Genomic DNA, 14,642 nt, shown 5'->3' with positions numbered 1-14,642 from the left:
GCCCGAAGAGGTGAACCACGGTAGACAACAGGAACACATCATGCAGTTTGACTGGAGCGCCATTTGGCCTGCAATTCCCATCTTGTTTGAAGGCGCTAAGATGACCCTATGGATTTCTATCCTGGGTCTTTGCGGCGGTTTAGTAATTGGTTTAGTGGCGGGCTTTGCTCGTACCTACGGCGGCTGGATTGCCAACCACGTAGCGCTTGTTTTCATCGAAGTGATTCGCGGCACGCCAATTGTGGTGCAGGTGATGTTTATCTACTTCGCCCTGCCGATGGCCTTTACCGATCTGCGTATCGATCCGTTCAGCGCGGCGGTCGTCACCATCATGATCAACTCCGGAGCCTACATCGCGGAAATCACCCGTGGTGCTGTGCTCTCAATTCATAAAGGCTTCCAGGAAGCGGGCCTTGCGCTTGGGCTGTCAAAACGTGAAACCATCCGTCACGTGATTATGCCGCTGGCGCTGCGCCGTATGCTGCCGCCGCTGGGTAACCAGTGGATCATCAGCATCAAAGACACCTCGCTGTTCATCGTTATCGGTGTAGCAGAGCTGACTCGTCAGGGTCAGGAAATTATCGCCGGTAACTTCCGCGCGCTGGAGATTTGGAGCGCCGTTGCGGTCTTCTATCTGATTATTACCCTGGTGCTGAGCTTCGTGCTGCGTCGCCTTGAAAGAAGGATGAAAATCCTGTGATTGAATTTAAAAATGTCTCCAAGCACTTTGGCCAAACCCAGGTGCTGCACAACATTGACCTGAACATCAAACAGGGTGAAGTGGTGGTGATTATCGGGCCAAGCGGCTCCGGCAAATCAACCCTGCTGCGCTGCATCAACAAGCTGGAAGAGATCACCAGCGGCGACCTGATTGTTGACGGCCTGAAAGTGAACGATCCGAAGGTAGACGATCGCCTGATCCGTCAGGAAGCTGGCATGGTGTTCCAGCAGTTCTACCTGTTCCCGCACCTGACGGCGCTGGAAAACGTCGCCTTCGGCCCGATTCGCGTCCGCGGCATGAAAAAAGACGCCGCTGAGAAGCTGGCGAAAGAGCTGCTGGCGAAGGTTGGCCTGGCGGAACGCGCGCATCACTATCCGTCAGAGCTTTCTGGCGGCCAGCAGCAGCGTGTGGCTATTGCCCGTGCCCTTGCCGTAAAGCCGAAGATGATGCTGTTTGATGAACCAACGTCGGCCCTCGACCCGGAACTGCGTCATGAAGTGTTGAAAGTGATGCAGGACCTGGCCGAAGAAGGCATGACCATGGTGATCGTGACCCACGAAGTCGGCTTTGCCGCGAAAGTGGCTTCTCGCCTGATCTTTATCGACAAAGGTCGCGTGGCGGAAGACGGCAACCCACAAGAACTTATCGACAACCCGCCGAGCCCGCGTCTGCGCGAGTTTCTGCAGCACGTCGCATAACGCCTGACTCAGGGCGGCAAATTCCAGCCGCCCTGATTTTTCTGGAATCATCCCGCTTTTCTCCTCGCCAAAATCTCAGCCACTATACTTACTCCTTTGTCAGATTTTCTCAGTCCGGAGGAGCGCTGTGCGATGGATCCTGATATTACTGTTTAGCTTGATGAGCCTGCCCGGCCATGCAGTCACCTTACCCGCTGCCGCCGTTGCCGCCTCGACATCCCAGGGCAGCGCCGTACAAACAGAACCCAGCGTAGAAGAAAAGAAAAAAGCGTACTCGGCGCTCGCCGACGTGCTGGACAACCCAAAGTCCCGGAGTGAACTCATCGAGCAGCTTCGCAAAGTCGCCGCTGACGGCACCTCACAGACCATGCCGGTTATTGCCCCACCGGATACGCTCACTGAAGACAAAACCGTGCTCGAAAACGTCACCGACGTCAGCCGCCGCTATGGGGGAGAACTTACGCAGCGTTTTGAGCTGCTCCAGCAAAATATCGCCAGCGCACCGAGGAAAGCCTTTAACCAGCAGACTTTCTTCAATGCGCTGAGCCACTTCGCGATGCTCGCCAGCGCCGTTTTTGTGTTCTATTTCTTGCTTCGCGCCGGCGTCAGGCCGCTGTGGGCCAAAATGGGCGACTGGGGACGAAGAAAAAACCGCGATCATACCAACTGGCTTCACCTGCCGGTGACCATCCTCGGCGCCTTTGCGGTGGACATCCTGCTGCTGGCGTTAACGCTATTCGTCGGGCAGCTCCTGAGTGACAAAATGAACGCAGGCAACGCCACTATCGCGCGCCAGCAGGGGCTATTTCTTAATGCCTTTGGGCTTATCGAGTTCTTCAAGGCTGTTCTGCGCCTCATTTTCAGCCCGCGTTTCCCGGCGCTACGCCCCTTCCCCATCGGCGACCAGGGCGCCCGCTACTGGAGTATTCGCCTTTCCTGGCTAAGTACCATCATCGGCTACGGGTTATTGGTGGTGGTGCCGATTCTCGCCAATCAGGTCAACGCCCAGATTAGCGCCATGGTTAACGTGGTGGTCATGCTACTGATTACCGTCTGGGCGCTATATCTGATTTTTCACAACAAACGCGCCATCCAGCAAAGCCTGATTCACCTGGCAGATCGCTCAATGAGCTTCTTTAGCCTGTTTATTCGTGCTTTTGCGCTCATCTGGCACTGGCTCGCTTGTCTCTATTTTGTGGTGCTGTTTTTCCTTTCGCTTTTCGATCCGGGCAACAGCCTGAAATTTATGATGGGCGCCTCACTGCACAGCCTGACCATCATCGGCGTGGCGGCGTTTATCTCCGGCATGCTTTCGCGCTGGATAGCAAAAACCATCACCCTTTCTCCACAGGTGCAGCGCAATTACCCCGAGCTGCAAAAGCGTCTTAATGGCTGGATCTCCGTCTCGCTGAAGCTGGCACGTATTCTTACCGTTTGCGTCGCAGTCATGCTGCTGCTGGACGCCTGGGGGCTTTTCGATGTCTGGCAATGGCTCACTGAGGGTGCCGGAGAAAAAACCGTCGATATACTGATCCGCATTGTACTGATCCTTTTCTTCTCGGCGGTAGGCTGGACGCTGCTGGCAAGCCTGATCGAAAACCGCCTTGCGTCGGATATCCACGGCCGCCCGATGCCAAGCGCGCGAGCCCGCACGCTGCTAACGCTGTTCCGTAACGCGCTGGCCGTGGTGATCAGCACCATCACCATCATGATCTTGCTTTCTGAAATCGGCGTGAACATCGCACCTCTGCTGGCGGGGGCGGGGGCGCTGGGGCTAGCGATAAGCTTTGGTTCGCAAACCCTGGTGAAGGATATTATTACCGGGATATTCATTCAGTTTGAAAATGGGATGAATACCGGCGACTACGTCACCATCGGCGCGATTACAGGCACAGTCGAGAAAATGTCGATTCGTTCGGTGGGCGTACGCCAGGATACGGGGGCTTACCATATTATTCCGTGGTCATCGATAACGACCTTCGCCAACTTTGTCCGCGGGATTGGCTCTTTCGTCGCGAACTACGACGTCGACAGGCAGGAGGACGTGGACAACGCCAACCGGGTACTGAAAGAAGCCGTGGACGCGCTGATGGGCCAGGAAGATATTCGTCTGCTGGTCATTGGCGAGCCGTTGTTCTCAGGCATTGTGGGGCTGACGAACCAGGCCTTCACAGTACGCGTGACCTTTACCACCCTGCCGCTAAAACAGTGGACGGTGCGCTACGCGCTCGACGGAATGGTCAAAAAACACTTTGATGAAGCGGGCATCAGGCCCCCGGTGCAAACCGTGCAGGTCATGCAGCCGGGTGCCGATGCAGCACAGGCGCTACAGGCCACAGAGGCGGCGGCCGGCGCGCTGCCGCCCACCAGCACAGCCAACTAATTATTTCCCGCGGGTTTTCGCCCAGCGTGCGCGCTGGGCATCATCCATAAAGCTCCAGGCAATAAAACGGCTCTGTTTTTGCCCATGTGCCATCTCTTTTTTCACCACTTTCACCACGCCGTTTTCCTGCATCACGCGGTACAGCGCAGGCAGGTTTTCACCTTTTGAAACCAGCGACGTAAACCACAGCACCTGGCGGCCAAACGCTTTACTTTCTTTGATCATCTGGCTGACGAAGGCCACTTCGCCCCCCTCGCACCACAGCTCCTGCTCACGACCACCAAAGTTCAGCGCGGCGCTTGCGTCCTGGCCAAGATTGCGGCGCTTACGCTCGCTGCCGCTGCGGGCCGCCTCGACTGAACCGTGGAATGGCGGATTACATAGCGTGGCATCATAGGTTTCATTTTTGTGGATGATGCCGTCCAGAATGCAGCCAGCATTTTTCTGGCGACGGAGACGGATCATGCGGCTAAGCCCAGGATTGCCGTCTACAATTTGCTGCGCGCTGCGAAACGCATCGCCGTCCAGCTCAGAGCCGGTAAAGCGCCAGCCGTATTCGTGCTGCCCGATGAGCGGATAAATGCAGTTCGCGCCGACGCCGATATCCAGGACGGAAGCCTGGGCAGGTACAACGCCGCCGTTGCCTTCCGCCAGCAGGTCGGCCAGATGGTGAATATAGTCCGCCCGGCCCGGCACTGGCGGGCAAAGGTACCCTTCGGGGATATCCCACTGCTTAACCTGATAAAAATGCGCCAACAGCGCCTGGTTCAGCGCCTTCACCGCCAGCGGATTTGCGAAGTCAACGGTTGTGTCGCCGTGCGGCCCCGGGCGTAAAAACTCGGCCAGCGCCGGGCTGCTCGCGGTTAATGCGGCAAAGTCATAGCGGCTACGGTGACGGTTACGCGGGTGCAAACCAGGTTTGGTGTCGGCAGGGGTTTTCATTGGGGCTTCTCCTTGTGTGGCCGCGTAAGATACTCTGCTCTCCGCGTCGGGTAAATACATCGCTGACGATTTGACCTTTCCAACATGAATTCAGGTGCGTAATGAGTAAAAAACGTTATTACTACGAGCCCTCGGAAGGCCACGGTTTACCACACGATCCGCTTAACGCCATTGTCGGGCCGCGCCCTATTGGCTGGATTTCCTCCTGCAACCTGCAGGGCCAGCGCAATCTCGCGCCGTACAGCTTCTTTAACTGCTTTAACTATCGTCCACCGATCATTGGTTTTTCCAGCACCGGCTGGAAAGACAGCGTCCAGAACATCCTCGACACCAAAGAATTCGTCTGGAACCTGGCCACGCGCCCGCTGGCAGAACAGATGAATGAAACCTCCGTCACGCTCCCCAGAGGAGAAGATGAGTTCCAGCGAGCGGGCCTGACGCCAATAGCAGGCACCAAGGTCAGCGCCAGCCTGGTGGCTGAAAGCCCGGTCAACTTTGAATGCCGCCTGTCGCAGTGCATTCGCCTGACCTCTGCCGACGGCGACGAGCTGAACAGCTGGCTGGTGCTGGGGGAAGTGGTTGCCGTACACATCGACGAACACCTGCTTATCGACGGCATCTACCAGACCGCGCTGGCGCAACCCGTGCTGCGGGCCGGAGGGCCAACCGCCTATTACACGGTTGATGAATCACAGCGTTTTGACCTGGTTCGCCCCGACGCGCGCTAAACCAGAAAAAAACAAATAAAATCAGCCACCTGGTTGTGGCTTTTTTGTCAGCATTTGGTCAAGTTTTATCGTTCAAAAAACACGCACAAGTACATCAGTTTTTTGCGCCATCGCCTGCCCAAAGGGGAACTAGACTGTAATTGTCAGACAACAAAAAGGTGTTTTGCTCTCAACGCTCAAGAGGATGTAAAGATGAAAAAACTGCTGTATTTCTCTGCGGTTATCTCTCTTGCTGCACTGCCTTTTGCCTCCATGGCAGCCCAGGAAATGAGTAACGCAAACGTCGGACAGATGCAACCTTTTGGTACCGTCACCGCCAAAGCGTCTAACCTTGACGATCTCCAGGCTAAACTGGCTGAAAAAGCGAAGGAACAGGGTGCAACCGGCTATGTAATTAACTCCGCCGGCGGCGATAACCGCCTGTACGGCACCGCCACTATCTACAAATAGCCCGCGTTCCGGCCAACATAATGCCCTGCTTTGCGGGGCATTTTTATGGCACCTTCACCCTCAAATCATTTAAGCAATCATATGATACTTATATGGCTCATCTGTGAATTAACTCACTTTATTAGCCCCGAACAACCACTAAGGTAGAAGCACGCAAGAATTGTCTCTTGTGATTACTTACGGAGCGGTAAAATGAAAAACCTGATGGCCGCATTAGAAGCCCGGCTGATGCCGCTGGCTGCCAAAATGGCGCAGCAGCGCCACCTCGGCGCCATTCGCGACGCCTATATCTCGTTCATGCCGTTTATTATCGTTGGTTCCATTCTGCTGGTGATCTCGTCCTTCCCAAGTACCCATTACCAGCAGTTTATGGCTTCTGTTTTTGGTGAGGGGTGGTCCGCCACCGTTGAGATCCCTTTTAACGCCATCTTCTCTACGATGGCGGTGTTTATCAGTTTTCTGGTGGCCTACCGGCTGGCGGAACGCTACGACATCGACAGAATGTCATCGGGCATTTTGTCCCTCTCCTGCTTTCTGATCCTCACGCCTTTTGCGAAGCACCCGGACGTCGGCAACCTGATCCCGATGGAATGGCTGGGATCGAAGGGGCTGTTTGTGGCGATGCTAGGTGCGCTGGCGAGCACGGAGCTTTTTGCCTGGATGCTGCGCCAGAACTGGGTGATCAAAATGCCGGACGGCGTCCCACCGGCGGTGCAAAAATCCTTTGCCGCCCTCATCCCTTCGCTGCTGATTCTGATTGTCGCCCTGGCGGTTCGCGTGCTGTTTGCCAAAACCGACTACCACACCATTCACCAGTTCGTGTATGAAGTGCTGGCGACGCCGATTCGCCACTTCGGCACCTCTTACATTGGCGCACTGTTCACCTGTTTCAGCATCACCAGCCTGTGGTCGGTGGGGATCAACTCCGGCTCGATGGTCAACGGCATCCTCCGTCCGTTCTGGATGGAAAACCAAATGGATAACCTGGCCGCCACGCAGGCCGGGATGCCTCCCCCGCACGTAGTGACGGAACAGTTCTACGACATGATCTGGATGGGCGGCGCGGGCGCTACATTGTCTCTGGTGATTGCTATGCTGCTGTTTGCCCGCAGCCAGCACATCAAAAACGTTTCGCGCCTGGCCGTCGGCTCCTCCATCTTCAACATTAACGAGCCGGTGCTGTTTGGCCTGCCGGTCATCATGAACCCCGTCATGCTGATCCCGTTCAACCTTGTGCCGCTGGTGCTGGTCACCGTGCAGTACATCGCGATGTCCATTGGCATGGTAGCCACCACCACCGGGGTGTATATCCCCTGGACGCTGCCGCCGGTATTAAGCGGATTTATCGTCACCGGCCACCTGAGCGGCGCGGTTATCCAGATAATCAACCTGTGCATCGGGGCGCTGATTTATCTGCCGTTCCTGAAAGTGGTCGACCGGCAATATCGGGCCAATGAATCACCGGCTCAAGTGACTGAACGTAAACCCGCCACGGAGTAGTTAAACATGACGTTAGCAGCAAACTGGGGAACGATCGCCACCTGGCGTATGGCATGGGAAGGGATAGGTGAAGCGGCTGAACGGCTGCAGCAAGGCAGTTCGGCGAGCGATGCCGTCGTGCACGCGGTGAAATGCGTGGAAGATTACCCCTTCTATAAATCGGTCGGTTATGGCGGCCTGCCGAATGAACAAGGCGAAGTCGAACTCGACGCCGCCTTTATGGACGGTACCAGCCTCGCGCTCGGTGCCGTGGCGGGGGTAAAAAATATTGCCAATCCGATTCTGGTGGCCAAAGCCCTGAGCGAAGAGCGCTTCAACAGTTTTATGGTCGGCCAGGGTGCCGAAGCGTGGGCCAAAGATCGGGGTTTTGAAAGTAAAACCATGCTGACCGAGCGCGCGTACAACCATTACCTGAAGCGCAAGCGCGAAACACTGGATCGCGGCTTAAGCCCGTACACCGGGCACGACACCGTGGGGGTTATCGCCCTTGACGGCCAGCAAAGAATGTCGGTCGCCACCTCCACCAGCGGCCTGTTTATGAAACGCCCTGGCCGGGTGGGCGATTCCCCGGTCTCCGGCTCCGGCTTCTACGCCGACAGCGAAGTGGGTGCCGCGACGGCGACCGGCCTCGGGGAAGACCTGATGAAAGGCTGTATCAGCTATGAAATCGTCAGCCGCATGGCGCGCGGCATGTCTCCCCAGCGCGCGGCTGAGTCCGCCGTGTACGATCTTGAAGCCCGACTGATTGCCCGCTACGGCCGGGCAGGCGACCTGTCCGTCGTCTGCATGAACAACCGGGGCGAATACGGCGCGGCGACAACCATCGACAACTTCTCCTTCTCTGTTGCCACTCCAGCGCAGCCCGCCCAGGTGTTTCTCACTACCAGGGACGGCAACCGCACGGTCATCCGCCCGGCAGACAGCGAATGGCTGGACGCCTATAAGCAGCGCATCACCGCGGAGGTAATCCAATGAAATGTATACTCGTTTCACCCGATGCAGCCTTTAACAACGCTCATCTTATCTTGTGGGACACTTCCCTAAGCCGCTGGCCAAACGCCCTGCAATCCTTGCTGGAAGAGATGTCAACCCACGATGAACCGCAAACCACCACCTTTGGTTTACGGGGTATCTGTGCGCGGCTGTCGCTGCTGCCTTCAGCAGAAATCACTCAGCCAGCCGTACTTCGCCAGCTGCTTTCCGCCGCCGAAGCGCTGCTGCCCTCCCCTGTTTTGCAGCCCGTGGCGCTGGATCTCGCGGGCTTTAATCTGGCGGATGAAACCACCTTTGTTCGCCTGCGCACGCTGCTGATTGCCCTCCTCAACCGCTTCTATCAGCTGCCGCAGCTGGGCTATCGCGAAGACGAACCGCAAAGCAATGGCGAGCTGTGGTTGATTACCGAACCCAATAATGCGCTGGCTCGCCGTCTGGCTTCCCAGGCCGAAGCCATCGCGCAGGGCATGCTGCTCTCTCGCCAGTTGGCGGATTTACCCGCGCTGAATTGTCGGCCACAGGATGTGGCGCTGCGGGCGGAAACCTGGGCCCGCCAACACCCGCAAACCCAGTGCGAGATTCTGGACGAGCAGGCCATTTTTGACCACGGACTCGGCTGCCTGCACGCCACGGGAAAAGGCAGCGTCAACCCTCCCCGGCTGGTGACGCTGCGCTGGCAGGGTGCCAGCGAAGAAGCGCCAGTTTACGCCCTCGTCGGGAAAGGGATCACCTTCGATACCGGCGGAATGTGGCTGAAAGAAGGTGAAGGCATGCGCACCATGAAATATGACATGTGCGGCGCGGCAGTGGTGTTCGGCATGATGGAAACGGTGAAGCGTCTTAAGCTGCCTATTAACGTCGTGGCCCTTATGGCGCTGGCGGAAAACATGCCCGGCAGCACGGCGATGATGCCGGGTGACGTCGTGCGCTCCTACTCGGGGGCCAGCGTAGAAATTATTAATACCGACGCCGAAGGGCGGCTGGTTCTCGCCGACGCGCTCAGCTACGCCGCAGCGCGTTTTAAGCCCGTCGAAATGATCGACGTCGCTACGCTGACCGGCGCGGTGGTCAAAGCGCTGGGCTACGATATTTCGGGCTTAATGAGTAACAATGAAGCCCTAAGCCAGCGCCTGCAGCAGGCAGGTAGCCTGACACAGGATCGCGTCTGGCCGCTGCCGCTGGACGAAAGCTTTGACGGTCAGGTCAAAAGCGTCATTGCCGACTACACCAACACGCCACCCAACAACGCCGCCATTGCGGTGTCCGCCGCCCAGTTCCTGAGTAAGTTCTGCCCCCAGCGTCCATGGGCACATCTGGACGTCAGCGGCACCGCGCTGTCGCGTGGGAAATTCACCCAGGCCAGCGGCCGCCCGGCACATTTGCTGACGCAGTATTTCCTGTCGCTGTGTGAAGGGAAATAGCGTTGCCATGAATTAAACGCCCCAATGGGGCGCTTTAACGATGGGAATGATGAATTTTCAGCCACGCCTCGGGCGTCAGGTTTTTCAGCCTGCTGCGGATAATCCTTTTATTGAGCAGATCTTCAAACTCCAGCAGCACCGCCCCCAGCCCCAGCCGCTTATCAAAGCGCTCGCCGTTCAGCAGCGCTTCCAGCGCCTGGTGGTAATTGCCCTGCCCGGCCTTTTCCAGCCAGGCTTCCTGCTCCACAGCCTGTAAAGGCACGCCCAGTTCCCCTGCAAGCTTGTGCGTAAAAGAGCAAGATTTTGCCGTTAAAGAAAGTACGGCGAGCGGCAACCCTTCCCGCAAAAAGCCCACCAGCGGCTCAGCCACCTCTTCACTGCCGCGCTCGCGCAGCGCAACGGCCATATAGCCGGAGGTTCTTTCACTGAACACCAGCAGTTCACCTTGCTTATGGCTAATCGTCTCCGGCAGCGAGAAGGTATCCAGCGTAAAATGGCCCGGCGTCTGGCTGAGCGTTGGCTTAGCCATGCGCGACAGCTGCCAGTTTTGCAGCATACGGCTGACGCTTGCGCGGGAAATCCCCTGCTGAATCAGTAAGCGAGCAGCTTCGAGAAGTTCATCGAGGGAAAGCGCCAGGCGCACGCGCAGGAAGATCAGCATCGATTCCTGCTCGTGACTTAACGCCCGATGAATGGTATTCGGCCGGTGAGATTTGTCGTAACAGTCGTCGCGTTTACGCCAGCGCCGGACGGTATCGACCGAAATGTTCAGCTCCTCCGCCAGCTCGCCGTCCGTTTTCGCGGACTCCTGAATGTACTTTCGCGTACGCGGCGTTGTTGTGGCGTTGGAGTGCAGCTTTATCTCCATCGAACCTCATCCGTCGGGTTAAAAAGGAAAGAGAACAGTATAAAAGCTTCCCTGTCAGCTTACTGCGCAAATCATCAAAGTCAGGCTGAAAAAGAGGCGCAAGCGATTGCACATCAGGTAAGACCAGCGCTGGCAAAAAGAGTAGCAAAATGTGCGCAAACTAAGTGTTTCCAGGGTTAACGTCACGCAACGAAATTATTTACTCCGTAATTATCATTTATTTCAATACGTTATAACTAATTCAATTTTTTTGATTAAGGTCGTCAATTCTCTTCGATTTATTCTTCCACATAAAAGTGTGACCATAATCACATCGACGGAACAACGTCACCTTAACAGAACAACCTGCGAGAATTTAGCCATGAAAACCATCAAATATGCTGTAGCTGCAATTGCTCTTTCTACTCTGTCTTTCGGTGCTTTCGCTGCCCAATCCGTAAACGAAGCCCAGGCGCAGAACCTGAATAAAATTGGCGTTGTTTCCGCCACTGGCGCAACAACTCTGGATGGCCTGGAAGCAAAACTGGCCGCTAAAGCAGAAGCCGCTGGCGCAAGCTCTTACGCGATTACTTCTGCCAACACCGAAGGCCAAATGAGCGGCACCGCGGTTATCTACAAATAATCCCGCGCTCAAGTAATACCCTCATCAAGGCTGGTACCCTCATCGGCCTTGATAGCACTACCCTTGTTTAACCCTGATGTTACCCTTGTTTGCCCGCGATGCCTGTCGCGGGCTTTTTTTGTTTAGCATTCAGAATACGTCGGCAACCCGCGCCAGGCCGGCCTCAAGCGTTACAGCCTCTCCGGTAGCAACCAGGCAACAGGCCATCTGAATTTTCAGCGACTGCGGGACCGGCTCAACGCCCGCCACGCAGCGCTCAATCCAGCGGGCAGTGACTTCAGGATCTTTGCCTGATGGCAGCACGACGCCTTCGTGTTCGGCTTGCCGTTCGCTCACGATTCGGGTGCCCTGTCCATCAATCAGCGTTATTTGCGGGCAGCGCAGCGGGTTGGCGTACACTTCACCTTCGGTGCCATGCATTAACAGCCCCCGCCCGCCGATATCAGCAAAAAACTTCGCCACTTTCGGCACATATTCCGGGTGAGAAACGCTGGCCAAACGCAGCGCGGCCTCCTCCTCAAACGGCGTGGCCAGCTTCGCCAGCGTGTGCGCGCTGTTACGCACCCCCATGCGCCAGCGCATTGCCAGCTGGTTTTCCATCGGCGGGCAAAGCGCGCCAATCGGCAGATAGACGGGATGATGAGATTCAAGCTTCGCCTGTGCCTGTCCGGCGTGGCGGGTCGGCTCAATGCCCAGCAGCGTAAAGATGGTTTCCGTCAGCACTCGGGTGGGATCTTCACTCACGCCGTGGATCACAACCGGGTAACCCAGTTTGTTGAGCAAAAGCGCCAGCAGCGGCGTGAGGTTAGCCTGCTTGCGGGCGCCGTTATAGGAAGGAATGACAATCGGCATCGGCTTGCCGGGCGGCGGCGTGAGCGTAATGACATGCTGCTTCATCGCCTCATAAAAACCGAGCATCTCCGCTTCGCCTTCGCCCTTAATACGCAGGGCAATCAGCACCCCGCCCAGCTCAAGGTCAGGCACTTCGCCCTTCAGCATGTGGCTATACAGCCCGCGCGCCGTATCAAAATCGAGATCTCTGGCGTGGTTTTTCCCGCGGCCAATTTCTTTAATGATTTTGCGATAGTCCATCCAGACTCTCCTTGCTATTTCTTGCTCACACGTTTGCGCCGTACAGTGTGTTTCGGCGTCGTTATTATCACTTTTGCTTCCGGCGCGTCGGGCTGTTCAATCGGGAACACCGGCAGCGCGGCCAGCAGACGCTCGCCGTAGCGTTTACTCAGCAGGCGGCGGTCGTAAATGACTATCTCACCATAGCAGGCGTGGCTACGAATTAAACGCCCAACTTGTTGAATCAGATTAAAAGAGGCGCTGGGCAAACTCTGCACTTCAAAAGGATAGCGGTTGAGGCTTTTCAGCCACTCTCCTTCGGTGACCACCACCGGGCTGTCTACCGGCGGGAAGGCAATCTTATGGATGTGCACCTGAGTCAGCAGCTCGCCTTTCAGATCCAGCCCTTCGGCAAAAGATTGCAGGCCAATCAACACGCTGGTTTCCCCGGCCTGAACGCGCTGGCGATGCAGCTCCACCAGACGGTAACGGGGCTGATCGCCCTGCACCAGCAGCATCAGCCGCAGATCGGTGACGTGGGTTAAAAACTGCTGCATGGCGCGGCCGCTGGCGAACAGTACCAGCATCGCTTTATGCTCGCCCTGTGCCAGCTGCGCCCGGAAGAAGGCCGCCATCTCGGCAATATGCTGCGCCTCGTGCTCCATCAGCGGCTCAAAGCGCATCTTGGGGATAACGATTTTCCCTTGCTCAATATGATTAAACGGCGAGTCCAGATGGATAAACCGGTCGCCCGCTTTCTCACGCAGGCCGCTCATCTCCTGCAGGCGATCAAAGCGGTTGAGCGAGCGCAGCGTGGCGGAGGTCACAATCACATGCGGCACTTTGCGCCACAGCATTTTTTCCAGCTGATCGCTGACGCGGATCCCCACGCAGTGGAAGAACAGATGCGGCTGCCCCTCGCGGATTTCACGCGTCACCCACTTCGACACCGGCGCGCCGGAGGCCTGCTCCATCGCCGCCAGCTTCCACAGCTTGCTCTGCGCTTCAAAGAAGCCTAGCGCCCGGTTCATTTGCAGCAGCGCCCGGTGCAGGCGCACGATATCGTGGCTGGCGGTTTTTTCGCTCAAATCGTTGAGCAACGCTTCCGACAGGCCGCGCAGCGCCTCCATCAGCTTCGCGAGGCGCTGGCAAATCACCATGATCTCTTCGGGCAGGACGCCCATTTCAAAGCGGTGTTCGCCTTCCCGTTCCCCCGGCAGCCAAAGGCTAACGATCGCGTTAAACGACTGCAGCAGCTCGTACACTTCGTCGCAGTGATTGGTCAGACGTTCAGGCACGGTCAGCGGCGGCGGGCTTTTGGGCCGGAACTGCGCCATGCAGGTTTCCACCAGCTTGCTGAACAGGTCGAGCTGCAGGCGGCTGTAGCCCGGCGTTATCTCCGCGCTCATCTCCAGCGCGTCGCGAGCAACGTCCGCCAGATGATGGCCTTCGTCCAGCACCAGCAGCAGATTTTTCGCCTCCGGCAGCACCGCGTCGCTTTCCAGCGCCGCCATCACCAGCGCGTGGTTGGCCACGACCACTTCCGCCTCGTCGATTTCCCGGCGGGCCACAAAGAACGGGCACTCTTTATACCAGTGGCAGTTTCGCCCCAGGCAGCTGGCTTTATCGGTGCTTAGCCGTCGCCAGAGATCGTCGTCAATCGCCTCATCGGTGTGATCCCGCAGCCCGTCCCATTTATAGCCGTCGAGGCTGGCTTTAAGTTTGGCGCAGCGCTGCTGTTCGGCTTTGCTGGTCGGCGACATGTCATCGTCCAGAAACGCCAGCAGATCGCCCTGCGTAAAGTTATCGGTCGCCAGCGCGGCCAGATTGCGCGGGCACACGTAACGCCCGCGGCCAAAGGCGGCGGTAAACTTCAGGTCAGGAATGATTTTGCGCAGCAGCGGCAGATCTTTGCTGTAAATTTGATCCTGCAGCGCCACGTTGGCGGTGCTGACCACCAGCGTTTTTTGATCCCCTCTGGCGATAGCAATGCCGGGGATCAGGTAAGAGAGGGTTTTGCCGACGCCGGTCGGCGCTTCAATAGCCAGATGCCGCCCTTCTTCACCGGCAAGGGTCTTCGCCACCTCGGCGATCATCTGCCGCTGAGGCGCTCGCGGAATAAAATCCGGGATCTGCTGCTGTAACGCCTTATACCAGGCACCTATTTGCGCTTTTTGCGCCGACGACAAAGCCATAACATCACTTCTTTCTCTGGATAATTTAAGTCACAGAACGGCGTCTGTGG

Annotated in this window: 13 protein-coding genes; 9 read left to right on the top strand and 4 right to left on the bottom strand. The window is 57.0% G+C overall.

Annotated features, from left to right (window positions below; all coding sequences use genetic code 11):
* Nucleotides 1-40 precede the first annotated feature (40 nt).
* The 3 genes from glnP (at nt 41) to ybiO (ending at nt 3,802) form a co-directional block, all read left to right on the top strand.
* Entirely contained in the window at nt 41-700 is a 660-nt protein-coding gene (glnP, locus tag F3J26_RS19055; RefSeq protein WP_008461026.1) for a glutamine ABC transporter permease GlnP, read from the top strand.
* Nucleotides 697-1,419: a glutamine ABC transporter ATP-binding protein GlnQ gene (gene glnQ / locus F3J26_RS19050; RefSeq protein WP_008461025.1), complete on the top strand. Its 723-nt coding sequence runs from the start codon at nt 697-699 to the stop codon at nt 1,417-1,419. Before glnP ends, glnQ begins: the two co-directional genes overlap by 4 nt.
* Before the next feature lie 127 nt (nt 1,420-1,546).
* The gene (ybiO, locus tag F3J26_RS19045; protein ID WP_166995440.1) at nt 1,547-3,802 is read left to right on the top strand and encodes a mechanosensitive channel protein; all 2,256 of its coding nucleotides are present in this window, start codon (nt 1,547-1,549) and stop codon (nt 3,800-3,802) included.
* Here the strand turns inward: ybiO and rlmF are convergent, their stop codons facing one another.
* Nucleotides 3,803-4,744, bottom strand: coding sequence for a 23S rRNA (adenine(1618)-N(6))-methyltransferase RlmF (gene rlmF, locus F3J26_RS19040; protein ID WP_166995438.1), 942 nt, complete (start codon nt 4,742-4,744; stop codon nt 3,803-3,805). It lies immediately after the preceding gene.
* Between the two features lie 101 nt (nt 4,745-4,845).
* On the opposite strand from rlmF, the gene F3J26_RS19035 reads away from it, so the two are divergent.
* The 5 genes from F3J26_RS19035 to F3J26_RS19015 all read left to right on the top strand — a co-directional run bounded on the left by F3J26_RS19035 (nt 4,846) and on the right by F3J26_RS19015 (nt 9,836).
* A complete protein-coding gene (locus F3J26_RS19035; protein WP_166995436.1) occupies nt 4,846-5,472 on the top strand; it encodes a flavin reductase family protein in 627 nt (208 codons plus the stop codon).
* Between the two features lie 192 nt (nt 5,473-5,664).
* The gene (gene mcbA / locus F3J26_RS19030; protein WP_008461021.1) at nt 5,665-5,922 is read left to right on the top strand and encodes a DUF1471 family periplasmic protein McbA; all 258 of its coding nucleotides are present in this window, start codon (nt 5,665-5,667) and stop codon (nt 5,920-5,922) included.
* Between the two features lie 192 nt (nt 5,923-6,114).
* The gene (gene celB / locus F3J26_RS19025; protein ID WP_008461020.1) at nt 6,115-7,422 is read left to right on the top strand and encodes a PTS cellobiose transporter subunit IIC; all 1,308 of its coding nucleotides are present in this window, start codon (nt 6,115-6,117) and stop codon (nt 7,420-7,422) included.
* Between the two features lie 6 nt (nt 7,423-7,428).
* Nucleotides 7,429-8,397 (top strand): glycosylasparaginase, encoded by a 969-nt coding sequence (locus F3J26_RS19020; protein WP_166995434.1) that lies wholly within the window; start codon nt 7,429-7,431, stop codon nt 8,395-8,397.
* Entirely contained in the window at nt 8,394-9,836 is a 1,443-nt protein-coding gene (locus F3J26_RS19015; RefSeq protein ID WP_166995432.1) for a leucyl aminopeptidase, read from the top strand. The genes F3J26_RS19020 and F3J26_RS19015 overlap by 4 nt, the downstream gene beginning before the upstream one ends.
* Before the next feature lie 34 nt (nt 9,837-9,870).
* Here F3J26_RS19015 and F3J26_RS19010 read toward each other — a convergent pair whose 3' ends face one another.
* Complete coding sequence (locus tag F3J26_RS19010) at nt 9,871-10,704, bottom strand: helix-turn-helix domain-containing protein (protein ID WP_166995430.1); 834 nt, start codon at nt 10,702-10,704, stop codon at nt 9,871-9,873.
* 361 nt (nt 10,705-11,065) lie between these two features.
* On the opposite strand from F3J26_RS19010, the gene ybiJ reads away from it, so the two are divergent.
* A complete protein-coding gene (gene ybiJ, locus F3J26_RS19005; protein WP_008461011.1) occupies nt 11,066-11,326 on the top strand; it encodes a DUF1471 family protein YbiJ in 261 nt (86 codons plus the stop codon).
* Between the two features lie 129 nt (nt 11,327-11,455).
* On the opposite strand, the gene ybiB is transcribed toward ybiJ, so the two are convergent.
* Nucleotides 11,456-12,418, bottom strand: coding sequence for a DNA-binding protein YbiB (gene ybiB / locus F3J26_RS19000; protein WP_166995427.1), 963 nt, complete (start codon nt 12,416-12,418; stop codon nt 11,456-11,458).
* Nucleotides 12,419-12,432: 14 nt separating this feature from the next.
* Complete coding sequence (gene dinG / locus F3J26_RS18995; protein ID WP_166995425.1) at nt 12,433-14,592, bottom strand: ATP-dependent DNA helicase DinG; 2,160 nt, start codon at nt 14,590-14,592, stop codon at nt 12,433-12,435.
* Nucleotides 14,593-14,642 lie beyond the last annotated feature (50 nt).

It is taken from the genome of Enterobacter sp. Ap-867 (assembly GCF_011752855.1).
GTDB lineage: Bacteria > Pseudomonadota > Gammaproteobacteria > Enterobacterales > Enterobacteriaceae > Cedecea.
The sequence above is the reverse complement of the archived record's forward strand: the minus strand, read 5'-3'. Positions and strand labels throughout refer to the sequence as shown.

What these genes read in the sequence shown, in the direction of transcription:
- ybiJ (WP_008461011.1), top strand. Translation starts at nt 11,066, where the DNA reads ATGAAAACCATCAAATATGCTGTAGCTGCAATTGCTCTTTCTACTCTG.
- mcbA (WP_008461021.1), top strand. Translation starts at nt 5,665, where the DNA reads ATGAAAAAACTGCTGTATTTCTCTGCGGTTATCTCTCTTGCTGCACTG.
- F3J26_RS19020 (WP_166995434.1), top strand. Translation starts at nt 7,429, where the DNA reads ATGACGTTAGCAGCAAACTGGGGAACGATCGCCACCTGGCGTATGGCA.
- F3J26_RS19035 (WP_166995436.1), top strand. Translation starts at nt 4,846, where the DNA reads ATGAGTAAAAAACGTTATTACTACGAGCCCTCGGAAGGCCACGGTTTA.
- F3J26_RS19010 (WP_166995430.1), bottom strand. Translation starts at nt 10,704, where the DNA reads ATGGAGATAAAGCTGCACTCCAACGCCACAACAACGCCGCGTACGCGA.
- rlmF (WP_166995438.1), bottom strand. Translation starts at nt 4,744, where the DNA reads ATGAAAACCCCTGCCGACACCAAACCTGGTTTGCACCCGCGTAACCGT.
- glnP (WP_008461026.1), top strand. Translation starts at nt 41, where the DNA reads ATGCAGTTTGACTGGAGCGCCATTTGGCCTGCAATTCCCATCTTGTTT.
- dinG (WP_166995425.1), bottom strand. Translation starts at nt 14,592, where the DNA reads ATGGCTTTGTCGTCGGCGCAAAAAGCGCAAATAGGTGCCTGGTATAAG.
- celB (WP_008461020.1), top strand. Translation starts at nt 6,115, where the DNA reads ATGAAAAACCTGATGGCCGCATTAGAAGCCCGGCTGATGCCGCTGGCT.
- F3J26_RS19015 (WP_166995432.1), top strand. Translation starts at nt 8,394, where the DNA reads ATGAAATGTATACTCGTTTCACCCGATGCAGCCTTTAACAACGCTCAT.
- ybiB (WP_166995427.1), bottom strand. Translation starts at nt 12,418, where the DNA reads ATGGACTATCGCAAAATCATTAAAGAAATTGGCCGCGGGAAAAACCAC.